General features: G+C 38.6%; 20 protein-coding genes. 15 read left to right on the top strand and 5 right to left on the bottom strand.

The window, feature by feature from the left end; genetic code table 11:
• The gene (gene gltX / locus F3G91_RS04905; protein ID WP_149700868.1) at positions 1 to 1,296 is read right to left on the bottom strand and encodes a glutamate--tRNA ligase; all 1,296 of its coding nucleotides are present in this window, start codon (positions 1,294 to 1,296) and stop codon (positions 1 to 3) included.
• 146 nt (positions 1,297 to 1,442) lie between these two features.
• Here gltX and mscL point away from each other — a divergent pair, with 146 nt between their 5' ends.
• The 6 genes from mscL to F3G91_RS04935 all read left to right on the top strand — a co-directional run bounded on the left by mscL (position 1,443) and on the right by F3G91_RS04935 (position 6,792).
• Positions 1,443 to 1,850 (top strand): large-conductance mechanosensitive channel protein MscL, encoded by a 408-nt coding sequence (gene mscL / locus F3G91_RS04910; RefSeq protein ID WP_103590823.1) that lies wholly within the window; start codon positions 1,443 to 1,445, stop codon positions 1,848 to 1,850.
• 98 nt (positions 1,851 to 1,948) lie between these two features.
• Entirely contained in the window at positions 1,949 to 2,587 is a 639-nt protein-coding gene (locus F3G91_RS04915; protein ID WP_149700869.1) for a Crp/Fnr family transcriptional regulator, read from the top strand.
• 120 nt (positions 2,588 to 2,707) lie between these two features.
• Positions 2,708 to 3,280 carry a cytochrome c3 family protein gene (locus F3G91_RS04920; protein WP_103606240.1) on the top strand — a complete coding sequence of 191 codons (573 nt, stop codon included), beginning with the start codon at positions 2,708 to 2,710 and terminating at the stop codon, positions 3,278 to 3,280.
• A gap of 9 nt (positions 3,281 to 3,289) precedes the next feature.
• Complete coding sequence (locus tag F3G91_RS04925) at positions 3,290 to 4,657, top strand: multiheme c-type cytochrome (protein WP_149700870.1); 1,368 nt, start codon at positions 3,290 to 3,292, stop codon at positions 4,655 to 4,657.
• Between the two features lie 589 nt (positions 4,658 to 5,246).
• A complete protein-coding gene (locus F3G91_RS04930; protein ID WP_223227815.1) occupies positions 5,247 to 5,990 on the top strand; it encodes a metallophosphoesterase in 744 nt (247 codons plus the stop codon).
• Position 5,991: 1 nt separating this feature from the next.
• Positions 5,992 to 6,792, top strand: coding sequence for a phosphatidylserine decarboxylase (locus F3G91_RS04935; RefSeq protein ID WP_149700872.1), 801 nt, complete (start codon positions 5,992 to 5,994; stop codon positions 6,790 to 6,792).
• A 410-nt stretch (positions 6,793 to 7,202) separates the two neighbouring features.
• Here F3G91_RS04935 and guaA read toward each other — a convergent pair whose 3' ends face one another.
• From guaA to F3G91_RS10210, 3 genes are all read right to left on the bottom strand, one after another.
• Positions 7,203 to 8,735: a glutamine-hydrolyzing GMP synthase gene (guaA, locus tag F3G91_RS04940; protein WP_009294571.1), complete on the bottom strand. Its 1,533-nt coding sequence runs from the start codon at positions 8,733 to 8,735 to the stop codon at positions 7,203 to 7,205.
• 10 nt (positions 8,736 to 8,745) lie between these two features.
• Positions 8,746 to 10,134, bottom strand: coding sequence for a sodium:proton antiporter NhaD (nhaD, locus tag F3G91_RS04945; RefSeq protein WP_103603235.1), 1,389 nt, complete (start codon positions 10,132 to 10,134; stop codon positions 8,746 to 8,748).
• A 113-nt stretch (positions 10,135 to 10,247) separates the two neighbouring features.
• The gene (locus F3G91_RS10210) at positions 10,248 to 10,415 is read right to left on the bottom strand and encodes a lipoprotein (RefSeq protein ID WP_180997153.1); all 168 of its coding nucleotides are present in this window, start codon (positions 10,413 to 10,415) and stop codon (positions 10,248 to 10,250) included.
• A gap of 30 nt (positions 10,416 to 10,445) precedes the next feature.
• On the opposite strand from F3G91_RS10210, the gene F3G91_RS04950 reads away from it, so the two are divergent.
• The 4 genes from F3G91_RS04950 to F3G91_RS04965 are packed head-to-tail and all read left to right on the top strand — an operon-like array spanning position 10,446 to position 16,309.
• Positions 10,446 to 10,898, top strand: a complete 453-nt coding sequence (locus F3G91_RS04950; protein WP_103571670.1) for a hypothetical protein — start codon at positions 10,446 to 10,448, stop codon at positions 10,896 to 10,898.
• Positions 10,892 to 12,709, top strand: a complete 1,818-nt coding sequence (uvrC, locus tag F3G91_RS04955; RefSeq protein WP_149700873.1) for an excinuclease ABC subunit UvrC — start codon at positions 10,892 to 10,894, stop codon at positions 12,707 to 12,709. The genes F3G91_RS04950 and uvrC overlap by 7 nt, the downstream gene beginning before the upstream one ends.
• Positions 12,706 to 13,440: a hypothetical protein gene (locus F3G91_RS04960; RefSeq protein WP_103635350.1), complete on the top strand. Its 735-nt coding sequence runs from the start codon at positions 12,706 to 12,708 to the stop codon at positions 13,438 to 13,440. Before uvrC ends, F3G91_RS04960 begins: the two co-directional genes overlap by 4 nt.
• Positions 13,430 to 16,309 (top strand): DNA-binding transcriptional response regulator, encoded by a 2,880-nt coding sequence (locus F3G91_RS04965; RefSeq protein WP_149700874.1) that lies wholly within the window; start codon positions 13,430 to 13,432, stop codon positions 16,307 to 16,309. The genes F3G91_RS04960 and F3G91_RS04965 overlap by 11 nt, the downstream gene beginning before the upstream one ends.
• A 55-nt stretch (positions 16,310 to 16,364) precedes the next feature.
• Here F3G91_RS04965 and F3G91_RS04970 read toward each other — a convergent pair whose 3' ends face one another.
• Positions 16,365 to 16,718, bottom strand: coding sequence for a histidine triad nucleotide-binding protein (locus F3G91_RS04970; RefSeq protein WP_004317216.1), 354 nt, complete (start codon positions 16,716 to 16,718; stop codon positions 16,365 to 16,367).
• 118 nt (positions 16,719 to 16,836) lie between these two features.
• Between F3G91_RS04970 and pheS the strand changes: the two genes are divergently transcribed.
• From pheS to F3G91_RS04995, 5 genes are all read left to right on the top strand, one after another.
• The gene (pheS, locus tag F3G91_RS04975) at positions 16,837 to 17,832 is read left to right on the top strand and encodes a phenylalanine--tRNA ligase subunit alpha (RefSeq protein ID WP_004317202.1); all 996 of its coding nucleotides are present in this window, start codon (positions 16,837 to 16,839) and stop codon (positions 17,830 to 17,832) included.
• Positions 17,829 to 20,165, top strand: a complete 2,337-nt coding sequence (pheT, locus tag F3G91_RS04980; RefSeq protein ID WP_149700875.1) for a phenylalanine--tRNA ligase subunit beta — start codon at positions 17,829 to 17,831, stop codon at positions 20,163 to 20,165. Before pheS ends, pheT begins: the two co-directional genes overlap by 4 nt.
• Positions 20,162 to 21,448, top strand: coding sequence for a 3-phosphoshikimate 1-carboxyvinyltransferase (gene aroA, locus F3G91_RS04985; RefSeq protein ID WP_149700876.1), 1,287 nt, complete (start codon positions 20,162 to 20,164; stop codon positions 21,446 to 21,448). Before pheT ends, aroA begins: the two co-directional genes overlap by 4 nt.
• Positions 21,429 to 22,253, top strand: coding sequence for a 4-hydroxy-3-methylbut-2-enyl diphosphate reductase (locus tag F3G91_RS04990; protein WP_103605497.1), 825 nt, complete (start codon positions 21,429 to 21,431; stop codon positions 22,251 to 22,253). Before aroA ends, F3G91_RS04990 begins: the two co-directional genes overlap by 20 nt.
• A gap of 80 nt (positions 22,254 to 22,333) precedes the next feature.
• Complete coding sequence (locus tag F3G91_RS04995; RefSeq protein ID WP_149700877.1) at positions 22,334 to 24,010, top strand: 30S ribosomal protein S1; 1,677 nt, start codon at positions 22,334 to 22,336, stop codon at positions 24,008 to 24,010.

Here is a 24,010-nt window from a genome sequence, read left to right on the forward strand (position 1 = left end):
CTAGATTAAAATTTTTACTAGATCATCTTTGATGAGTGGATAGAGCTCGCTAAGCTCAGGGCCGTGAAGGTCGTTTGTAAGAAGCGCACGTAGCGGCATGAAAAAGTTTTTGCCTTTTAAATTTGTAGCGCTCATAAGCTCTTTTTTAAACTCATCAAATGTTTCGCACGGTTTTAAATTACAAGCTGCTTTTTTAATGATCTCAAATTCGTTTTTGTACTCATCTGGAGCTATTTTTGGTGAGTATATAGCCTCTACTTTTGCCTTTATCTCAGGCACTAGAGAGCTTTCTTGAGTGTAAAATTTAACTAGCTCAACCTTGCTCTCATCCACGCCAAATATCTCTTTTATGCGCTCTTTTGAAGCAAGCTTGATGTGTTCTCTATTTATCTGCTCAAGTTTTTTCACGTCAAATCTAGCAGGTGAGCGTGAAATTTTGGTTATATCAAACCACTTCACTGCATCTTCGATCGTAAAAATTTCAGTTGGAGTTTTGTTGCCAAGAAGTATCAGATAGTTTGCGATCGCCTCAGGTAAAAATCCCTGCTCAAAGAGCCATTTTACGCTTGATTCGTTCTCGCGTTTGCTCATTTTTTTACCCTCTATATTTAAAAGGATAGGCAAATGTGCGTAGTTCATCTTGCCAGTGTAGCCAAGGCCCTCGCGTATGAGGTCTTGCTTTGGTGTGTTGCTCACGTGATCCTCGCCGCGTATGACAAAGGTCACGCCCTCAAGCATATCATCAACCGCGCAGGCGAAGTTATAAGTTGGAGTTTTGTCTGCTCTCATGATGACAAAGCTATCAACAGCGTCTGGCTCGAAGCTAAGCTCGCCCTTGATCGCATCTGTAAAGCTCATCGTGCGTGTTGGTTTTTTCATGCGGATGACAAATGGCTTCTCGCAGTTTAAAACTTCAGCGTCGCTTAGCCTCTCGCATGTGCCGTCATATCTATATGCCACGCCTTGCTCTTTTGCTTTTTGTTTTTTTGCCTCAAGCTCTTCTTCAGTGCAAAAGCAAGCAAAGGCCTTTTTATCGATGAGAAGCTTTGATGCAAGCTGTCTGTGGAATTTTAAATTTTCACTTTGGATGTAAATTTGCTCTGGTTTTATGCCAAATTTGCTCAAAATTTCTAAGATATCTTTCTCTTTTCCCTCGATATTTCGCTCTTTGTCGGTATCTTCTATGCGTAAAATAAAGCCACTTTTATCTTGCAAAGAACAAATATAGTTGAAAATAGCAGCACGTAAATTTCCTATGTGCATATCTCCTGTTGGAGAGGGTGCAAAACGATACATAAGCTCATTCCTTACGTTAAATTTGAAGTTTGGATTATAACACTCGCTTGATAAATTTAAAGTTATGTAATTTTAAATTTTTAGGCTAAGCAAAGCATATTTTTTATAAAATCCGCACGAAAATTTAACTATTTATAGGAGAAAGAATGAGTTTGATCAGCGAATTTAAAGAATTTGCGATGCGCGGAAATGTCATAGATATGGCAGTTGGTGTTGTTATCGGTGGGGCATTTGGAAAGATCGTTTCATCGCTAGTTGGTGATATTATCATGCCAGTGGTTGGTGTTATAACAGGCGGTGTAAATTTCACTGATCTTAAGCTAACATTAAAAGAAGCAGCAGAAGGTGCGCCAGCTGTTACGATAAACTATGGCTCATTTATACAAACAATGGTTGATTTTTTAATCATTGCGTTTTGTATTTTTTGCGTCATCAAAGCTTTAAATACACTTAAAAATAAACTACCAAAAGAAGAAGAGGCAGCTCCTGCAGAGCCTGAAACTCCTGCTGATATAGCACTTCTAACTGAGATCAGAGATCTTCTTAAAAAATAAATTCTTAAATCAAAGGGAGAAAGCTCCCTTTGAAATCCGTTAAATTTTGTCCTATTTTTTATGCTAAAATGCTTTTTTATCTTAAAAGCGAGTGAAATATGATAAAACAAATCCCATTTTTTCAAGGTCTTAGTGCCGATGACCTAGCCAAACTTGAAGCAATCAGTGTTGTTAAAAAATACAAAAAAGGCGAGTTTTTATTTATAGAGGGCGAGGAGCCAAAGTGGCTTACATTTTTGATAACTGGCTCGGTTAAACTTTATAAAACTACGGCAAATGGCAAGGAAATTTTTATCCATCAGCTTGCACCTATGAATTTTGTAGCTGAAGTTGTAAATTTTGAAAATATACCTTATCCAGCAAGCGCCATTTTTACTATCTCTGGTGAAGTTTTAAAGATAAATTATGAAAAATTTGAAACACAATTTTTGACAAAGCCAGAAATTTGCATGAAATTTCTAAAATCAATGGCTCAAAAGATAAGAATAACAACAAATTTACTCCACCAAGAACTAATACTTAGCTCCGAAGAGAAGGTGGCTAGGTTCATTTTAAATCATGAAGATCTATTTAATGAACTAAAACATACAAAAATTTCATCAATACTCAATATGACTCCAGAAACTTTTTCTAGAATTTTAAATAAATTTAAAACAAATGGTTTGGTCAAACTTGATGAGAAGAACCAAATTTTGGAAAAAGATGTAGGTGGGCTACAAGAAATTTATTCTTATTGAAAGTTAATATCAAATAAATATTTTCATTTACTTAAAGAAAAAATTTATATTTTTTTGGATAACATTCACCTAAAATTTTCGTAAAAATTTACGATATATTGATAAATTCAGGAGGAAATTTTGGCTGAAGTTAAGAAGAAATTTTTTGTTTGGTCATCTGTTGTTATCGGCATTGTGATCGGACTTATTGCGTCTATGGGTATTGCTGATGCACTTCATGCGACTGGTAGCGGCTACATCTGTACCATTTGTCACACGATGGATCCTATGAATGCTGCATATCATGAAGATGTACACGGCGGCAATAACAAGCTTGGCATAAAAGCTGAATGTTCAGCCTGTCACCTAAATCATACAAGTGCCTATACCTATGTACTTACAAAGCTTAAAGTATCTATAAATGACGGTTATAAGACATTTTTTACAGATACTGACAAGATCGACTGGCGTAAAAAACGCGAGCATGCATCTCACTTTGTCTATGATAGTGGATGTTTGACTTGCCACTCAAATTTAAAAAATGTTATTCAAGCTGGTAAATCATTCTTGCCACATAGAGATTATTTCGTTCTTGGAAATCCTAATAAGAAATCATGTGTTGACTGCCACGAGCATGTTGGTCACAAGAATTTAGGACTACAAATCGATAAATTTGAAGCAATTAAAAAACAAGAAAACAATAAAACCAAGTAAGGAGGAGAGATGTTTAAAAAGTCGCTAATGTTATTAGCCTGTCTAATGTCTTTTGGCTTTGCCGCAAACATGGATGCAAATAAATCTGACGCTTTAAACCTTAATGTTGTAAAAAACATTAAAGTTGCTCACAAAATGTCAGACTTATCAAAAAGCTGTGTTGAGTGCCACGCTAAAGAGACACCCGGCATAGTTGCCGATTGGAAAAATAGTCGCCACGCTCACGTTGGCGTAAGTTGTATGGATTGCCACTCTGTAAATGCAGATAATCCTATGGCTTCAGTTAAGGTGCATCCAAAAGATTCTAACAACCATGTTTCAATGCTAGTTAGCCCAAAAACTTGTGCTAAGTGTCACGAAAATGAGGTTGAAGAATCTGTTAAGAGTGGTCACGCAAGAGGTGCTATGCAAATGTATGCTAACCCTGCGATGGTAAAACTAATGTATCACTATGAAGGTATGGATCATCCAGAATACAAAATGGCTCCAGACGCTACTGGTTGTACACAGTGCCACGGAACCGTCATCAAACTAGACGCTGATCACAAACCTACAAAAGAGACTTGGCCAAACTACGGTATAGGTAATGTTTATCCAGATGGTGGCGTAGGTAACTGTAAATCATGTCACAGCGCGCACACATTTAGCGTAGCTGAAGCTAGAAAACCAGCTGCTTGTGCATCTTGCCACCTTGGACCTGATCACCCAGATATTGAGATCTTTAACAACTCAATGCACGGACATATCTATAATAGCGAAGCTCACAAATGGAATTTTGATGCTGCTCCTGATACATGGGATGTACCAGACTTTAGAGCTCCAACTTGTGCAGCTTGCCACATGAGTGGTGTTGGTGAAACAACAACAACTCACAACGTTTCAAGAAGACTAAAATGGAACCTATGGGGCATTAGCAGTAAGCTAAGAACAGCTGGTGATGAACAAGCTGCTGTTGTTTACGAAAAAACTGGCAAACTAACCATAGGAACGCCACTTGCAGGTCATCCAAATGGACCAGAAGCAGCAAGAGCTGAGATGAAGCTAGTTTGTAAAGTTTGCCATACATCAACTCATACAGATAACTTCTTCATTATGGGTGATAAGCAAGTAGAGCTTTATAACGTTTACAGTGCTGAAGCAACTAAGATGCTTGAAGAGTTGAAAGCTAAAAACCTACTACTAGAAGATGCTTGGTCAGATGAATTCCAAGATGTTTACTATCATATGTGGCACCACGAAGGTCGCCGTATGAGACAAGGTGCTCTAATGGGTGGTCCTGACTATTCACACTGGCATGGTGTATTCGAAGTTAAGAACGACATTAGAAAACTTCGCAAAATCTATAAAGAAAGAATTGAGTCTGGCAAAGTCCAGTAATTCTTTTTAAGGTGGGAGTTTTCCCACCTTTTTATTTTTAAATTCCAAAATTTTATCTTTTAGCTATTATCCTAAAGCAAATACCTTTTAACAATTATTTTTATAAATTTAAATTATAAAATCATACGGCTTAGCACTACAAATTGTTCTAAATAATTAATAAAATCTATAATGTAAATTTAAAAATATAAAATATAATCTTTGTTTTTAAGGAGATATTTTGGGACTTTTTCGGATCATTATCGGGGCATTTATCTTTAGTGTTCTTACAAATTTATACTCATACAAACGTTTTATCAAAAAGGTATCTTTTTTTGCCCCACACCTTAAAAAAATTCGCATATTTTTCTATATTATTAGTGTGTTTGAGTTTGTATTTGTTCTTCAACTAAGATTTTCCTTTTTAAATATAGAGCTCTATCTGATAGCAGGAACGCTCATTGGTTTTTCTCTATTTTTATTTGGCATTAGTTTGTTTTATGATGTTGTTAGATCCATTTGCTCAAAAGCTCATTTTAATCCCACAAGACGAAAATTTATTAAATTTTGCTTTGATGTGACATTTGTTGTTTTTATAGTTGCTTGCTTTTTGAAAGGAATTTTTAATGCACTTACTCCGCCAAAGATCAGACAGGTTAGTATAAAAATAAAAAATTTACAAAGTGATCTAAAAATAGCCATGATAACTGATGTCCATATAGGCGAGTTTTTACAAAAGGACTTCGTGGCTGAGCTTGTGAAAGAGATAAATTTAGCTAGACCAGATCTGGTGGTGATAGTTGGCGACTTGGTCGATATGAGAGCTGAACTTATAGGCGATTTTTTGGATCCATTAAAAAACCTTAAAAGCACCTATGGCACCTTTTATGTCCCTGGCAATCACGAATACTACCACGGAGTTGATGGGATACTAGAAAAAATTCGCGCTCTTGGCATTAGGATACTTGGCAATAAAAATGAAAAAATAGCTGGTATAAATTTAGCAGGGGTTTATGATCTAGCCGGCATAAGGTTTAAAAATTTAGAGCCAAATTTAGACGAAGCGCTAGCTGGACGCGACCCAAATTCGCCTACCATCCTACTCTCTCATCAGCCAAAATTTATAAAAACTATGCAAAAAGATGTCGATCTAGTGCTTTGCGGGCACACGCATGCTGGACAAATTTTCCCTTTTAGCATCCTAGTTTTGCTGGATCAAGGTTTTTTACATGGGCTTTATAAGATTAATGATAAAATGCAAGCTTATGTTAGTAGCGGTGCAGGATTTTGGGGGCCTCCGGTTAGGATATTTGCTCCTAGCGAGATCGCTATTTTAAATTTAAGCAAGGACTAAAATGAACAAGGACAATCTCTTTTCTCAAATTTTTGGCAAGGTAGCAAAAATAAACTTTTTCAAGCCGCTTCAAGAGCTTATCAACTCCTTTTATGTAAAGCTATTTAAGATCGATATGAGCGAGTTTAAGCCAGCAAGTGAGTATAAAAATTTAAACGAACTTTTCACCAGGGAGCTCTTAAAGCCAAGAGAATTTGACGAAGCAGATGAGATATTTATAAGTCCTGTTGATGGTACCTGCCTTAGTTTTGGCACCACGAAAGAGCTAGAAGCTTTTAGTATAAAAGGCATGAGCTACGGTGTGAAGGAGCTTTTAGGGCAGGGCGAGCTTGATGGCGAGTTTGACTTTGCCAACATATATCTTAGCCCAAAAGACTATCATCACTATCATGCACCTTGTGACATCGCAGTCAAAAAAGCGGTCTATATCCCTGGTAAGCTTTACAGTGTGGCGGTAAAATGGCTTGGCAAGGTCGATAGCCTTTATACCAAAAATGAGCGTGTGGCGCTACTTTGTGAGATGAAAAATGGCAAAAAACTTTGGCTAGTCTTCGTGGGTGCGCTAAACGTTGGTAAGATGAAATTTTGCTTTGATGATCGCATCCAAACAAATGCGATGGCAAATTTTACGCAAATTTATGAGTATGAAAATTTACACATCAAAAAGGGCGAGCGTCTTGGAAATTTCGAGCTTGGCTCAACTATCGTCATACTTAGCGAAAAAGATGCGATCGAGTATAATCTCTTTGAAAACAAAGAGCTAAAATTTGCTGAAGCTATCGGCAGGATCAGAGAAATATAAATTTACAGCCAATTTTAAAACTTGGTTTGAACTTGTTAAATAAACAAAAAGTGTTTGGTGTTTTTATAAAAATGCATCAATTTCAGAAAAACATTTTTTGATACTTGCATAATTTTTTAAGCGATATTTATAAGATGATGCAAAATGTTTTTAGCTCATAAATTTTCTATGACCGTCTAGGCAGCTGCAAATTTACTATTTTGCTTATATCTAACAGAAACTTTGTTGTGTAACTTTAATCTACATTTTTACTTTAAAATAAAAAAGGTATAAATTCAAGTGCTCATTTTTGTGTTTAAATATCTTATTGAAAGCATTTATTTAAAAGAGCTAATTTTATATTTTGATTTTAGGATTAAAGCTGGCGTAAGATATTATCTACCAGCCAGCTTTGTTTATTTAAGAGGTTCTTACTCCCACTCGATAGTTGCAGGTGGCTTGCTTGAGATGTCATAAACTACGCGGTTTATGCCATTTACTTCGTTTATGATGCGGCGGCTTACGTTTTCAAGCAGGTCATAAGGAAGTCTTGAAAAGCTTGCAGTCATGCCGTCGCTCGCATCGACCACGCGCACACAAACAGCGTTTTCATAGGTGCGATTATCGCCCATAACACCAACAGAATTTACGTTTAAAAGTACGCAAAATGCCTGCCAAGTTTTGTTATACCAGCCACTACTTTTTAGCTCATCGCGCAAGATCACGTCAGCTTTGCGAAGTAGCTCTAGGCTTGGTTTATTTACCTCGCCCATGATGCGGATAGCAAGGCCAGGTCCAGGGAAAGGATGGCGGAAGACTAGCTCGCGGCTTAGTCCAAGCTCAAGTCCTAGCTTTCTAACCTCGTCTTTAAAAATCTCTCTTAAAGGCTCTATCAGCTCAAATGTCATCCAATCAGGCAAACCTCCAACATTGTGGTGGCTCTTTATCGTCTTGCTTGAGCCAACGACTGAGCTTTCGATGATATCAGTATAAAGAGTGCCTTGAGCTAGAAATTTCACATCGCCATGCTTCTTAGCCTCTTTTTCAAAAATTTCTATAAATGTCTCGCCTATGATCTTGCGTTTTTTCTCAGGATCAACGACGCCAGCTAAGCGACCAAGAAAGATCTCGCTCGCATCTATGCTAACTAGCTCAACGCCAAGCTTTGTCCTAAACGTAGCTTCAACTTGTTCTTTTTCGTTTGTTCTAAGAAGTCCGTTATCGACAAAAACAAGGATCAAATTTTCAGGCACAGCAGCTGCTAAAAGTGCTGCGGTCACAGAACTATCCACACCACCACTAACTGCGCAAAGCACCTTGTGAGTGCCCACTGTTTTTCTGATCTCTTCTATCTTATTTTTAGCGAAGCTTCCCATGTTCCATGTGCTCTCGCAGCCGCAGATATATTTAGCAAAATTCTTTAAAATTTGCGTGCCATACTCGCTGTGTTGCACCTCTGCATGAAACTGGATCGCATAAAATTTACGTTTATCATCACCAAAAGCACAATAAGGCGAATTTTCGCTAATTGCAATCGCCTCAAAGCCCTTTGGCAGGTCTTTTACATAGTCGCTATGGCTCATCCATACGATTTGTTTTGAAGGTGTATCTTTAAAAAGATCGTGCTCTTTTACGACGCTAAGTTCAGCCTTGCCGTACTCTTTGTGATCAGCGGCTAAAACCTCAGCACCATGCGTGTGAGCAAGTAGCTGCATACCATAGCAAACGCCAAGTATAGGGATATTTAGCTCAAAGACGCCATTATCGCAAAAGTAGGCATCTTTAGCATAAACGCTAGCTGGACCACCACTTAAAATGATACCTTTTGGATCTTTCGCCTTTATATCGCTTAGTTTTGCGTTAAATGGCAAAATTTCAGTATAAACTCCTTCTTCTCTTAGCCTTCTAGCTATTAGCTGAGTATACTGCGAACCAAAGTCCAAAACTATAATCGTATTGTTCATTTATAACCTTTTAAAAGTAGATATGAAAAATTTCAAACTGCACATACCAAACAATGAGTGATACGATGTATCCTAAAACTACCATCCATGCATATTTCATATGCGCACCAAAGGTATAAATTCCTTTTAATTTACCCATTACTCCAACGCCAGCTGCTGAACCAAAGCTGATCATCGAACCGCCGATACCAGCTGTAAGTGTCACAAGTAGCCACTGACTCATAGCCTCGCCTGCATCAGCTCCCATGACTGGATTTGCTTTTAGAACAGCTGACATAACAGGGACGTTATCAACGACTGCTGAAAGGAAGCCAACACCGATATTTACAGGTGTTGAGCCAAATTTATCATAAAGTGACACAGCGTAATTTAAAAATCCAGCAAAGTGAAGAGCACCAACTGCAGCTAAAATTCCAAAGAAGAAAAATAGTGTGTTGTTTTCGATCTTTGACATATAGTGAAAGACGTTCATAGGCTCTTCGTCTTTGTGAGCTTTTTTGAAATAGTAAGTGTAAAGGCTAAGCAGTGAGAAGCCAAACATCATGCCCCACATCGCTGGTAAGTGAAACAACTGGTGCATCATAACTGCACAAAAGATGGTAAATGCACCTATAAAGATAACCGCTTTACCGCCCTTTTTCATAACCACTTTTGGCTCATTTGCCACGTCAAAATGAGGCGCAGTATTTGGCACGATGCGTGAAAGTAAAAACGCTGTCACAAACCAGCCGATAAATGAAGCTGGGAAAAGTGCAAAAAAGTCTAAAAATGGTGACTTGCCAGCTGCCCAAACCATAAGTGTAGTGATATCGCCAAATGGACTCCACGCTCCGCCTGCGTTTGCTGCTACAACGATGTTTATCGCACCTGCGACTAGGAAATTTGTATTATTTCTATCTATCGTTAAAAGAACTGTTGATAGGATAAGCGCTGTTGTTAGGTTATCAGCCACTGGGCTTATGAAAAATGCCAAAATACCAGTTAGCCAAAATAGCTTTCTATAGGTGTAGCCTTTTGAAACTAGGTTGTATTTAAGTGCGTTAAATACATCTCTTTCAACAAGTGCTTCGATAAATGTCATCGCTACCATTAAGAAAAAGACGATCTGAGCTATCTCTAAGATCAGGTGATTTACCTCGTGCTCTAGCGAATGCACATCCATGCCATTTATAAGCATATAAACGCCGATTAGCAAAAACATAAAAGTGCCGATAAAGATGGCAGGTTTTGCCTTGTCGATGTGAAAATTCTCTTCTGCTGCTATGAAAAAGTATCCAACAACAAAAATGATAAGCGATAAAATTCCCGCCCATGTAGTAGTTAAGTCAATAGCCGCAGCTTCTCCGTCAGCACCAAAGGCTATAGCAAAAAACAAGCCTAGAAGTCCAAATAACCTCATATACTCTCCTTGTAAGATAAAAATTTGCGTATTTTACTTAAATGAGCCTAAAATTTAGGTTAGTTAAATTTATTAAGCTTGCATTACATTTTTATCTTACGCCAAATTTAAGATCAAATTTTATTGATCTTGTCAGTTTTTTTCTCTTTCACAGGTGCATCGCCATAAAATGGATCGTCCTTGTAGCCGCAACCACTAATTGCAAAAAGAGCGAAAATTAAAATAAAAGATGATAAGATTGCCTTATGAAAGACGCCAAATTTATGATAGATGCTATCCACGAAAATCCTTTGTATAAAGAAAAATTAAGCATGGCAGACGAGTGCCAAGAGCTTCTTCGCCTCATGGGTAAAGCAAAGCGATTTTACATAGCTTTTTGCTATGTTAGAGAAGGCATTTTAACCTTCGTTCTCACTCATCCCTCAGGGCTTTTGGAGCTTAGACGTGATAGTAGTATAAATGATATAAAAGGGTTATTAAAAACCTTTTGCAAATTTAATAAAAATAGCATTTTTGCAAGCGTCATCGAGCCAAAACCTCTTAGCGAGATCAACTATATAAAAAATAAAAAAGAAGAAAATATAAGATTTATCGTGAGCAAATATCTAAAATTTTTCACACCACAACCTACGCAAAGATCAAATTTCATAATGCCAGCAAGCAAGGGCGAGTTTAAAAATTTAGCCACAAATGAGCAAATTTATAAGAAATTTGAAGAGCTAAGAGAAATTTTGCTAAAGAAAAATGAGCAGGCAAGATGCTAATAGACGAGATAAGAACGCTTCCAAACGAGCCTGGCGTATATCAGTATTTTGACGCTCAAAACAGACTTTTATATGTCGGCAAGGCCAAAATTTTAAAAAACAGGGTCAAAAGCTACTTTAAATTTACTCCAAGCCTAGCCCCAGCTGAAAAGCTAAGCCCAAGAATTTCAAAAATGATAAGCGAGGCTGTGCATCTTGAATACATCGTCACACCAAGCGAGGCAGACGCGCTCATACTTGAAAATTCATTTATCAAGCAGCTAAAACCAAAATACAATATCTTGCTTCGTGACGACAAGACCTACCCTTATATCTTTATAAATTTAAACGATGAATTTCCTAGATTTGAGATCACTAGAAAGGTGGTAAAAGGCTCAAATATACGCTATTTTGGGCCATATTTCAGTGGAGCTGGCGAACTACTTGAAGCACTTTATCTAAATTTCAACCTAGTTCAGAAAAAGTCCTGCATCAAAGGCAAAAAAGCCTGCCTTTTTTACCAGCTAAAACGCTGCTACGCCCCGTGCGAGGGTAAAATTTCAAAAGAGAGCTACGCTAAAATAGTCGCTGACGCCACAGCCGCTTTGCAAAATCCAAATTTACTAATCGCCCGTCTTGAAGAGCTCATGCTAAACTACGCCAAGGCCGAAGACTACGAGCAAGCAGCCGCGACTAGAGATAAGATGCAAACGCTTAAAAATATGCAAACAAAGGTCGAAGTTGATCTAGCCAAGCTTGAGGACTTTGAGGCCTACTCGGTCGCTTGCGTGCATGATATGATCTGCGCGGTGAGATTTAGCGTGCAAAGTGGCAAGATAACAGGCGTAAAAACCGATATCACGCAGGCTAAAAACGCTCAAAAAGACGAGATAAACGAGGCTTATAAGCAGGCCATTTTAAAAAGCTTTATCGCTGGTCAGCCAATAATCAGCACCAAAATTTACGTCCACGAAGACTTTGAAGATAGCGAGCTGGTGGAGGAAATTTTAAACGAGAGATTTGGGCGTAAATTTAGCATCACATGCCCAAAAATAGGCGACAAGCGTAAAATTTGCGAGATCGCTACAAAAAACGCTGAAGTTAGCATCGAAAAATACCTAAAAACGCACGATAATGAGCTACTAAACGAGATAAAAGAGTATTTTAATCTAGCTCACACGCCTTATGTGGTCGAAGCTTACGACAACTCGCACCTTTTTGGCGAGGCGAGTGTCGGGGCGATGGTGCGCTATGAGCATGGCGAGTGGGCGAAGCAAAACTACCGCCACATGCATCTTGGCTCCAAAAACGACTACGATCAGATGAGAGAGAGCCTAACAGCTAGAGCGCTTAGATTTGACAAGCTTAGTCCGCCTGATCTTTGGGTTATTGATGGTGGCGAGGCGCTTTTAAGCTTAGCCTGCGAAATTTTAGCAAGTAGTGGGGCAAACGTCGATGTGATCGCTATCTCAAAAGAAAAAATAGACGCCAAAGCTCACCGCGCAAAAGGCGAGGCGAAAGATAAAATTTATACAAAAAATGGCAGTTTTAGCCTAAGCACGAGCGATAAAAAGCTGCAGTTTTTCCAAAAGATGCGCGATGAGAGCCATAGATTTGTCATCAGTTTTCACAGAAAAACAAGGCAGAAAAACGATATGCAAAGATCAGTGTTAAGACAAGCTGGCGTTTCTGAGGGCAGTATCGCGAAATTAATCAGCTTTTACGGAAGTTTTGATAAAATCAGCGAAGCAAATTTAGACGAAGTGGCAAAAATAACAAACAAAAGCGTAGCAGCAAAGCTTTTAACGCTCAAAGAAGGAAATTTGAAGTGATAATATATGACAAAAACGGTCAAATTTTAGCGATGGGAGATATCTCTCTTGGTCTGCTTGAATTTAAAGATATAAGGGAGTTTTTAAGCGAGCATAAAGACATTGACGAGCTAGTTTTAGACTACAAAGAGTCTGGAGTTTTTATAGACTATCTAGCTAAAAGACCAAATTTAAGAGTAAATTTAAAGACCAAAAACGGCAAAATTTTAAATGCGACGCTTAAATTTTCAAAGATCAGCTCAGTAAAAAATGAAGAGTATTTTGAGCTTTTGATCCTTGATCAAACAGAAATTTACAGCCAAAACCAGCAAGCTGCGATAAAAGCAAAGACAAAGCTTCGCTTGCCAAATTTAAAGGTAGATGAAAAAGAGCTTTTGGATAAAGAAGAAGAGGTCTTAAACGAGAGCTGGTTTAGCGAAACGGCTAGCTTTTTAAATTTAAGCAAAAGCGAGTTTGCGACCTATCTTGGTATATTTTTAAGCAAAGCCAAAGATAAGATGATCTTTATCCAAAGTGCGGTGCAAGCGCGAGATACTAAATTTTTAGAAGAGAGCATAAAGATATTAAAAGAGCCAGCGCTAAATTTAAAGATCACTCCGCTTGTGGCAAATTTCGATGCACTACTTACCAGACCAAACAAGATTAAAAAGATCGCTCAGATAAACGAAAGACTAAGCGAAATAAGCACGCTTTGCAATAAATTTTCAAAAAGGCTTGGCAATGAGGGTTAGTAAATTTTTAGTTCTTTTGCCGATATTTTTGGCTGCTATCACTTGCTTTTATAGTGGCGCGCTCTACTTTGATAAATTTAGGATCTCTTATGCCATAAATAGTGAGGTAAAAAGAGAAAGTTTGATAAGAAAAACCTTAGATGCGATCGTTTCAGAAAGAATTGCTTACGAAAGATATGAAAAAACTAGGTCGCCACAAGACGAGACGGCTTTAAGAGAGGCAAATGCTGCTAAGAATTTGTTTGTAAAAAGTTTATCAAATACTCTTTCTAACACACCAGATGATAAAAGGATAAGAGATAGGCTAAATGAAGTTTTAAAAAACGCAAATGCAAGTTGGGAGAGCTCTAATCTCTCGTTTCTTAGCTTTGTTGAGTTAGCAAATTCTGCTGTTGAAAGTGGGCAAATTTTATTTAGAGATGTTGCTTTAGACATTGATATCAAGCGTCATATACTCTCTTTACTTAGAACCTATGAGCTGCTTCAAAACGTAAATACCACAAAAGAGCACATCTTGGCTGTGCTTATGGGTAAAGAAAAAATTACTGAAAGTTCGCTAAAACAATCTCTAGATAGCCTTAAATACAACGATATAAATGCAAATTTACTCCCAAATGGCGACATAAAAGACAACATAATAAGAGATATAGATAGGCTTGATAATATAGAGATCTCTCAGGGCTATGACGAGATCCGCCTTAAGCTAAAGCTAAAAAATGAGCTAACACGTGATGAAATTTTGCAGATATATACCTTTGAAAGCAATAGAGCCAAGCTCTTTAGCAAGATAGCAAATGTCTTAAGTGACGAGCTAAAGAGACTAAATGATAACTTTAGAGTAAAGGTGCTTAGTCTAACATTTTTGATGTTTTTTCTATCGCTTTGGCTATTTTACGCTGGCTATAAAACATATATCTGGCTAAAAGCTCTAGAAAATTTAAACAAAAAAATGAGGCTTGTAAGAGATGAGGTTTTAAAAAGAGGCGATAGAAATCCACAAAATTTAATAGAAAGCTTCATCGCGCTATATAAAGAGCTACTTCAAAAGTATGAGCAAGAAAGAAGCTTTACAGCGATAAAAGATAGGCTGCTAGTTAGGCTAAATAAGAAATTTTACCTCTCAAAAGAGCAAATTTTAAGCTCGGTCGCTACGCTAAAAAAAGATGAAAACGTGGTAAAAAATGAGCTAGTTTTTGAAAATTTAGAAAAAAATAGCCAGATAATCGCGATAAATTACAGCAATATAAAAGGCTTGCTTGATAGCAAAAATGGCGAGATAAGCCTAAATTTAAAGCCGTTTAACCCACAAATTTTGTTTTCAAATATCCTTGAAGCGCAGATACCTTTTACGCAAGAGAAAAAGCTAAATTTCTTAACCTATCTTGATGCAAACATTAGCGACGAGCTAGAGGGAGATAGCGAGAAGATAAGCGTCGTCTTTGGCTCTATCATGCAAGCTGTCGTGACAAAATGCGATAAATTTGCCAACTTGATAGTAGAGATAAAAAATGTCAGCGACGCTCTTAGTCAAAGTGGTCTTTTGCTCATCGAAACAAAGATAAGGACAAATCAAATTTTCATAAATGAAGAGCAGATAAAAGCTTTAAGCGCAGAAGATGAAAATGAGATAAACGATGAAGAGAGCGAGTTTTATCTAAGACTTGCCAGCTTTTATCTAAAGCTTTTTAACTCAAGCCTTGATATAAGCACGCTTGGCGGAGCTGGTAATGAGTTTAAATTTATCCTTAGTCTAAAAAAGGTGCAAAAACTGCAAAATTTCAGCCTAAATCACGAGCTAAGGATCGCGTATCTGCCTGATATAAATGCAAAATATAATGAATTTTTCGCAGCTACTTTAGAAGATATGGGACTTAGGTTTCAAAATATCATCTCAAACAACCAAGCACAAGCTAAAAACTACGATATCGTCTTTGCAAGGCAGAGTGCGAGTAAAAATATAAATATAAAAAATGCGGTCTTGCTAAAAGATCCGCTCACGCCACTTAGCGTTGCACGGCTTGTCTATATGGAGAAAAATAGGGGCGAGAGCTTGGCTGAAGAGAAGGTGCTCTTTTTGCTTTGCGATAAAAACCCACTTAGCCTTGAGATGTTTTCGCGTGCTTTTAGCTTCTTAGACTGCGAGGTCATAGGCGTTAGCAGCCACAAAGAGCTTAAGCAAGCACTGCTTTTAAATAGATTTAACGCAGTCTTTATTGATACTTCATTTTTTGAAAATGGCGTGGCAAATTTCGTAAAAGAGATAAGATCGCTTCAAGAAGAGAAGATAAATTTAGTCGCTGTGGTCTCAAACACCTCAAATATCCCTGAAAGAGAGCTACTGCCAGCGTTTGATGAGAAGATCAAAAAGCCTTTTAGCAAAGATGAGCTAAATCAAATTTTGCCTAAATTTATAAAAAACTATAAGCCAAGCAAAGAAAATAGATACTTTAGTAAAAATGAAAACATAGTGATTTACAAGAGCACGAAGCTTGAAAATAAGATATTTGCTGGCGCTCTTGGCGAGTTTCAAAACACGCTTGAGGTGGCAAATAGCTTTAGTGAGTTTTTGATAAAGATAAAGACAAAACCTTGCTCGCTAGCGCTTGTGGATGAAGCGGCGGAGGGCTTTGATATAAAAGAGCTTTTAGCTACGATATCTGAGCTTAGATCTGGGCTAAAACTAGATGCTAGAGTGCTTCTTTTTAGCAATAATTTAGAGCTTAAAAACCAAAAAGAGTATATAAAAATTCTATCTCCAAGCGTGAGCAAGATAGAGCTTACAAACTTCGTAAAATCAGAGCTTGGCGAGATAAATTCGACACAAAATGAACTAAAGAGCAACTTTAAGTTTATAAAATTTAAGGTTTGATGTTTGAAGTAAAATTTCAAAGAATTTAGACTCAAAAAGAGTCTAAATTTTATTTTTAAAATGTGCTTTGTGGATCAGCTACGCCTTCACTCCAGCCAAGTTTTGCACCAGCAAGTAGGTGAAAGTGTAGGTGCATAACCTCTTGACCGCCGTTTTCGCCGCAGTTTGTTATGAGGCGGTAACCACTCTTATCAACGCCCATTAAGCTCGCCACTTCTTGGATAAATTTAGTCATCTCACCCATCAAAACTGGATCCATCTCTTGGAAGTTTTTGTAGTGTTTTTTAGGGATGATGAGGATGTGGATCGGCGCTTTTGGGTTGATGTCGTTAAAAGCTAGAAATTTCTCGCTTTCAAGCACTTTGTTACAAGGAATTTCACCAGCAACGATCTTTTCAAATATGGTCATTTTAGCTCCTTTGAAAGTTTGAGAAATTATATCAAAGTGTGCTTAAATTTCGCGCTTTTTATCTTGATTTTAACTCTTTTTCTATAAAATCGACTAAAAAATTTCTAAAGGTAAAAAATTGCAAGATTTCATTAACAAAATCAAAAATGAAATTTCAACTCTTGATGATCTTGAGAAGGTCAGGGTAGAAATTTTTGGCAAAAAGGGCATCTTGGCGCAAGGCTTTGCAAAGCTAAAAGAGCTTGGCGAGGATGAGAAAAAGGAATTTGCAGCAAATTTAAACAAGCAAAGAGATGAGCTAAGCGCGCTTATAGAAGCCAAAAAGGCTGAGCTTAGCGAGCAAGAGATAGATAATAAGATGAAAAAAGAGGCCGCTGATATCACGCTCTTTAACGAGCCTGTTGCTAGCGGGGCGCTGCATCCTGTGATGGCCACGATGGATAAGATAATTGAGTACTTTTTAGCTCTAAATTTCTCGCTCGAGACTGGGCCGCTTATAGAAGATGATTTTCACAACTTTGAGGCGCTAAATTTACCAAAATACCACCCAGCAAGGGATATGCAAGATACATTTTACCTAGATGATTTTAGACTTTTAAGGACGCATACGAGCCCAGTTCAGGTGCGAACTATGCTAAATCAAAAGCCGCCTATTCGCATGATAGCGCCAGGTACGGTCTTTAGACGTGATATGGACTTAACGCATACACCGATGTTTCACCAGGTCGAGGGTCTTGTGGTGGAGGATGCTGAGAAAGTTAGCTTTGCAAATTTAAAATCAATGCTAGAGGGCTTTTTAAAGCACATGTTTGGCGACGTTGAAGTGCGTTTTCGCCCTAGCTTCTTCCCATTTACGGAGCCTAGCGCAGAGGTTGATATTAGTTGTATATTCTGCCACGGCAAGGGCTGCAGGGTGTGCAAGCAGACTACTTGGCTTGAGGTGCTTGGATGCGGCGTCGTTGATCCAAATGTATTTAAGGCGGTTGGCTATAAAAATGTAAGTGGATATGCCTTTGGCCTTGGCGTTGAGAGATTTGCGATGTTGCTTCATAGAGTGCCTGATCTAAGGTCACTTTTTGAGGGAGATTTAAGATTGTTGGAGCAGTTTAAATGATAATTTCAAAGCATTGGTTAAACGAGTGGGTCGACCTTAGCGAGATTAGCGGCGAGACACTTTCAAAGACATTAAACTCTATCGGTTTAGAAGTTGATAGCTATAAAGAGATAAATTTACCAAAAAGCGTTGTAGTGGGCTACGTAAAAAGTAGAGAAAAGCACCCAGACGCCGATAAGCTAAGCGTTTGTCAGGTTGATGTTGGCAGCGAAACGCTTCAGATCGTGTGTGGAGCTAAAAACGTCGAGGCTGGCCAGTTTGTGCCAGTTGCGCTCATTGGCACAACGATGCCAAATGGTCTTGAGATCAAAAAGGCAAAGCTAAGAGGCATCGAGTCATGTGGTATGATCTGCTCTTCAACTGAGCTAGGACTACCTAAGACAAATGACGGTATCTTGCCACTTGATGAGAGTATCGGCAAGCTAAAACTTGGCACAAGTCTTGGTGAATTTGAAGCGTTTAAAGATGTGATCATCGAGGTTGATGTCACAGCAAATAGGGGCGACTGCCAAAATTTACACGGCATCGCAAGAGAAATTTGCACCGCACTTGATCTAAATATGAAAGATATCCATGAAAATGAAGATAGCGAAAATTTACTAGGCATCGGCAGGATCGCGTCTGTGCGAACCGAAGATAAGGTAAATGGCTCGTTTTTGTATAAAGCATTTGAGCTAAAAAGCGGTCTAAATGAAAATTTACTAACTCGCTTGAGGCTAGCTTTAATTGAGTGCCAAAAGACAAATTTAGTAGAAAGACTGCTTGAATACGCGACATTTTGCACGGGCGTTTTATTTAGAGCTTATGATCACACTAAGCTTGTGGGTGAGGGCGAAAAAGCTGTTTTTGACATCAAAAATGGCGAAAACGGCGAGTGTGTGGTTTGCTGCGGGGATAAAAATTTAGGCATAGCTGGAATTTATCAAAGCGACGAAGCAAGGCTTAATGAAGGCTCAAAGGTCATCGTAGTCGAGGCTAGCTATGTAAAACCAGACGTCATCTCAAAGGCGATATATGAAAATAAAAATTTACCAAAAGGCGATCAAGTTTATCGCTCAAGCCGCGGTAGCGAGCCAAATTTAACTTACGGGGCGGACTATCTTTTTAAAAGGCTAGCTAGCTTTAAAGATAGTCTAAGCCTTTTTGCAGGCTCTCAGCAATCACTTCTAAACACCGAGCCTATAACGCTTAGCATCTCACTTGGTGAGCTTAAAAATATGATCGGTCAAGAGGTTGCAAGAAACGACGTTGTTAAAATTTTAAAGAAACTTGGCTTTGAGATCAGCGTAAATGTCGAGCAAGAGAGTTTTAATGTAAAAGTGCCGTTATTTCGCCATGATATCGTAAATTCTCATGATATATGCGAGGAGATCGTAAGGATAATAGGCATCGACAATATCGCCTCAACGCCGCTAAATTTCTCTGAGAAAAATAGACTAAATAAGACATATTTTGACTATAAAAATGCTTTAAATTTAAGGCGTCGTGCAGCCGACAATGGCTTTTTTGAAAGCGTGCACTACGTATTTGACAGCCTTGATGAGCTTAGTGAGCTAAATTTCAAACCTTGCAAGATCAAGATACTAAATCCTATAAACAACGAGCTAAACACGCTTAGACCAGCACTTGCAAACCACCTTCTAAGCTCGAGCGAGAAAAATATCAAAAACTCAAAGCGCTCGGTTAGGCTTTTTGAGCTTGGAGAAGTCTTTGACGAAAATGCAAATCAAGGCTTAAATTTAGGCTTTGTCGTATCAGGCCTTTTAAAAGAGCCAACACTTATAAACGGCGCAAAGGGCGAGGAGGCAAATTTCTACGCATTTGCAGCGATGGTGCAAAATGTCATAGGTAAATTTGAGCTAAAACCTTGCCAGAGCATCTCATATCTTAGCCCATACGAGCAAGCGCGTATCTATCAAAACGGAGAAAAGATCGGCTATATCGGCAGAGTCGATGCAAGAGTAGAGGCAAAAAGAGATCTGCCTAAAACTTATGTCTGTGAGATTGATTTTGCGAAGCTTAAATTTGAGCCGATCTTAGCAGTGCCATACTCAAAATTCCAAAGCACGACAAGAGATCTTAGCCTCATCGTGCCTGAAAATTTCGAGGCTGGACGCATTTATGAGTGCATAAGAGGGCTAAATTTAAAAGAGCTAAAAGAGTTCTTGCCGGTTGATATCTATAAAGATGCAAAACTAAACGGCGCGATTAGCCTTAGCCTTAAATTTACATTTCAAGATATGGAAAAAACGCTTGAAGATGACGATATAAACGCACTTATGGATAAAATTTTAAGCGAGCTAAAAGAGAAACTAAATATCGGAATAAGATGAGAATTTATCCATTAGAAAAAAGTCTAAATTTAACTATCGATGACATCGCAGCCGACAAGTCTATCTCGCATAGATGCGCGATGTTTTCGCTTTTAAGCGACAAGCCATCTCGCGTTAGAAACTACCTAAGAGCAGGCGACACGCTAAATACCTTAAAAATAGTCGAGCTCCTTGGCGCAAAGATCGAAGATAACGGCGCTGAAATAACGATCACTCCGCCACAAAAGATAAAAGAGCCAAATGAAATTTTGGAGTGTGGCAACTCAGGTACGGCGATGAGGCTTTTTATGGGGCTATTAGCCGCGCAGGAGGGCTTTTTTGTGCTAAGTGGCGATAAATACTTAAATTCTCGTCCGATGGCAAGGATAGCAAAGCCTCTAAATGAGATGGGTGCAAAGATAGATGGTGCAAACGACGCAAACAACGCTCCTCTTTGCATAAGAGGGACTAAATTTGAAAGATTTAGTTTTGATAGCAAGATCGCCTCAGCTCAGGTAAAAAGCGCACTTTTGCTAGCAGCTCTTTACTCAAATGGCTGCAAATTTAGCGAGCCTGAGCTAAGCAGAGACCACACTGAGCGCATGCTTGCTGGCATGGGAGCTGATATAAAGCGTGACGAGCTAGAGATCACTCTGGAGCCGATGAAAGGCCCACTTGCGCCACTTGATATAGACGTGCCAAATGACCCAAGCTCGGCATTTTTCTTCGCGGTCGCAGCTCTAATCATCCCAAATTCGCATATCATTTTAAAAAATATCTTGCTAAATAAAACTCGCATCGAAGCTTACAAGGTTTTAGAAAAAATGGGCGCTGAGATAAAATTTCACAAAACCTCAAGTAAATACGAAGATATCGGCGATATTGAGGTTAGATACTCGCCAAATTTAAAAGGTGTAGAGGTTAGCGAAAATATCTCGTGGCTCATCGACGAAGCCCCAGCTTTAGCCATCGCATTTGCATGCGCCAAGGGCCAAAGCAAGCTAACAAATGCAAAAGAACTTCGTGTAAAAGAGAGCGACAGGATAGCCGTCACGATAAATGCGCTAAAGCAGTGCGGTGTCGATGCTAGCGAGCTTGAAGATGGCTTTATCATAAATGGCTCTGAGGCTAAATTTGCCACGATAGATAGCCACGGAGATCACAGGATCGCCATGAGCTTTGCCATACTTGGACTAAAATGTGGCATGCAGATAGAAAAGAGCGAATTTATCGCCACTTCGTTTCCAAATTTTGCTGAAATTTTAAAGAAAATGGGAGCTAGAGTTGAAGATCGAGCTTGCTAGTAGTTATGGATTTTGCTTTGGCGTAAAAAGGGCGATAAAGATAGCTGAAAACGCTGGAGATGCCGCAACTATCGGTCCGCTCATCCATAACAACGAAGAGATAAACAGGCTAGAGAAAAACTACAATGTAAAGACGCTTGAGGGCATAGATGAACTAAAAGATGAGAAAAAGGCGATCATTCGCACTCATGGCATCACTAAAAACGACCTTGCAGAGCTAAAAAAAACCGATATAAAAGTGATCGATGCAACTTGTCCGTTTGTGACAAAGCCACAACAAATTTGTGAAAAAATGAGCGAAGAGGGCTATGATGTGGTGATCTTTGGCGACATGCACCACCCAGAGGTAAAAGGGGTGAAGTCGTATGCTAAGGGCAATGTCTATGTCGTGCTTGAAGAGAGCGAGCTTGAGGGCATTAAATTTAAGCAAAAGGTCGCGCTTGTTAGCCAAACTACTAGAAAAGTTGAGAAATTTATGCAGATCGCAAACTATCTCATGCTTCATGTAAAAGAGCTGCGCGTTTTTAATACGATCTGCAACGCGACATTTGAAAACCAAGAGGCTGCTAAAAATTTAGCAAAAAGAGCTGACGTGATGATAATAATCGGCGGAAAAAACAGCTCAAACACAAAACAACTCTACCTAATATCTAAAAATTTCTGCGAAGATAGCTATCTTATAGAAAGTGAAGAAGAGCTTGAAAGATCATGGTTTGAGGGCAAAAATTTGTGTGGTATAAGTGCTGGTGCTAGCACACCTGACTGGATCATACAAAAAGTCGTTGATAGAATCAAAAAAGTATAAAATTTATCCTAGCTAAAGCCACAATTAACTATAATAAGCCAATTTGCCTCTACTGGCATAATAAAATTTAAAGGATCAAGATGGCTGTGAACAAAAGTGTTCAATTAGGAAAAGCAAAAGACGAAGATATCGAAGATATCGATTTTGCTGCGATGTTAGAGGAGTCTTTTAAAAAGACTGAAGAAGATAGTGACGCAAAGATCGTCAGTATCAATGGTGATGAGGTTTTAATCGACGTTGGCAAGAAGTCAGAAGGCATTTTAAATGTTTCTGAGATCACTGACGCAAACGGCAACCTGACGCATAAAGTTGGCGATACGATCAAAGTTGTAATAACTGGATCAAGAAATGGAAGACCTATAGTGTCGCACAAAAAAGCACTTAGAAAAGAGAAAGTTAAAGCTTTCATCGAAGCTTACGATCCTGAAAATTCTGGCGAAATCGACGTAAAAGTAGTTGGAAAAAATAAAGGTGGTTTTATCACTCAAGACGCAAATGGCGTAGAATTTTTCTTACCAAGAACGCACAGCGGATTTAAAAACGCTGAGGGCATAGTTGGAAAATCATACAAAGTAAGAGTTATAAAAGTTGATAAAGAAGAGAATAGTATCGTTGTCTCAAGAAAGAAAATTTTAGATGACGACCGCAAAAAACGTAAAGAAGCTCTATCAAACATAGTAGAAAACGATAGTGTTATAGAGGGCACAGTTAAGAAGATCACAACTTATGGTATGTTTGTTGATGTTGGTGGTGTAGACGGACTTGTGCATTACAGCGAGATAAGCTACAAAGGTCCAGTAAATCCTAGCTCTTTATACAAAGAAGGCGATAAAGTTTTAGTTAAAGTTATCAGCTATGATAACGAAAAGCGTCACTTATCTCTATCTATCAAGGCTGCTACTCCAGATCCTTGGGAAGAGATCATAAATGATGGACTAGAAGTTGGCGACACTATCAAGGTAACAGTTAGCAATATCGAGCCTTATGGCGCATTTGTCGATCTTGGAAATGATATTGAAGGATTTTTACATATATCTGAAATTTCATGGGACAAAAATATCAAAAATCCAAAAGATCACATCAGCGAAGGCCAAGAGATCGATGTTGAGGTTATTGAAATAGACGCAAAAGGACACCGCTTAAGAGTGAGCCTTAAAAATTTACTTCCAAAGCCATTTGACGAATTTAAAGCTAAATTTAAAGAGGGCGACGTAGTAAAAGGCGTTGTAACAACTATCACAAATTTTGGTGCATTTGTTAGAGTAGGCTGCGTTGAGGGCTTGCTACACAATGAAGACGCTTCTTGGGATAGAAACGACAAATGCAAAGATATGTTCAAAGCTGGCGACGAGCTTGAGGTAAAGATCATCAAAATCGACAGCGCTGAGCAAAAAATTTCTCTAAGCCTAAAAGATCTAAAACAAAGCCCAGTTCAAGCATTTGCTAATAAATTTAGTGTAGGCGACATCGTAAAAGGAACGATCCGTGACGTTAAAGAGTTTGGCGTATTTGTTGAGCTTGGCGATAATGTCGATGCGCTAATCCGCAAAGAAGATCTAGGTAGTGTAGATGCTAGCACGTTAAAGATCGGCGATGAGATCGAGGCTGCTATCGCATTTATCGATGAGAAGAAAAATAGAATTCGCCTAAGCATACGCCGTTTAGCAAAACAAAAAGAGCGTGAAGTGTTAAATGAGATCAACGACAACGACGACAAAGTAACACTTGGCGACATCATAAAAGAACAATTACGCTAG

Source organism: Campylobacter concisus (genome assembly GCF_902460715.1).
In the GTDB taxonomy this organism is placed as follows: domain Bacteria; phylum Campylobacterota; class Campylobacteria; order Campylobacterales; family Campylobacteraceae; genus Campylobacter_A; species Campylobacter_A concisus_AK.

Bases quoted from the DNA above. Each gene is read 5' to 3' on its own strand.
- pheT (WP_149700875.1), top strand. From the start codon at position 17,829: ATGATAATTTCAAAGCATTGGTTAAACGAGTGGGTCGACCTTAGCGAG.
- uvrC (WP_149700873.1), top strand. From the start codon at position 10,892: ATGCTAATAGACGAGATAAGAACGCTTCCAAACGAGCCTGGCGTATAT.
- gltX (WP_149700868.1), bottom strand. From the start codon at position 1,296: ATGTATCGTTTTGCACCCTCTCCAACAGGAGATATGCACATAGGAAAT.
- aroA (WP_149700876.1), top strand. From the start codon at position 20,162: ATGAGAATTTATCCATTAGAAAAAAGTCTAAATTTAACTATCGATGAC.
- F3G91_RS04935 (WP_149700872.1), top strand. From the start codon at position 5,992: ATGAACAAGGACAATCTCTTTTCTCAAATTTTTGGCAAGGTAGCAAAA.
- F3G91_RS04970 (WP_004317216.1), bottom strand. From the start codon at position 16,718: ATGACCATATTTGAAAAGATCGTTGCTGGTGAAATTCCTTGTAACAAA.
- nhaD (WP_103603235.1), bottom strand. From the start codon at position 10,134: ATGAGGTTATTTGGACTTCTAGGCTTGTTTTTTGCTATAGCCTTTGGT.
- F3G91_RS04925 (WP_149700870.1), top strand. From the start codon at position 3,290: ATGTTTAAAAAGTCGCTAATGTTATTAGCCTGTCTAATGTCTTTTGGC.
- F3G91_RS04965 (WP_149700874.1), top strand. From the start codon at position 13,430: ATGAGGGTTAGTAAATTTTTAGTTCTTTTGCCGATATTTTTGGCTGCT.
- guaA (WP_009294571.1), bottom strand. From the start codon at position 8,735: ATGAACAATACGATTATAGTTTTGGACTTTGGTTCGCAGTATACTCAG.
- F3G91_RS04915 (WP_149700869.1), top strand. From the start codon at position 1,949: ATGATAAAACAAATCCCATTTTTTCAAGGTCTTAGTGCCGATGACCTA.
- mscL (WP_103590823.1), top strand. From the start codon at position 1,443: ATGAGTTTGATCAGCGAATTTAAAGAATTTGCGATGCGCGGAAATGTC.
- F3G91_RS04950 (WP_103571670.1), top strand. From the start codon at position 10,446: ATGGCAGACGAGTGCCAAGAGCTTCTTCGCCTCATGGGTAAAGCAAAG.
- F3G91_RS04995 (WP_149700877.1), top strand. From the start codon at position 22,334: ATGGCTGTGAACAAAAGTGTTCAATTAGGAAAAGCAAAAGACGAAGAT.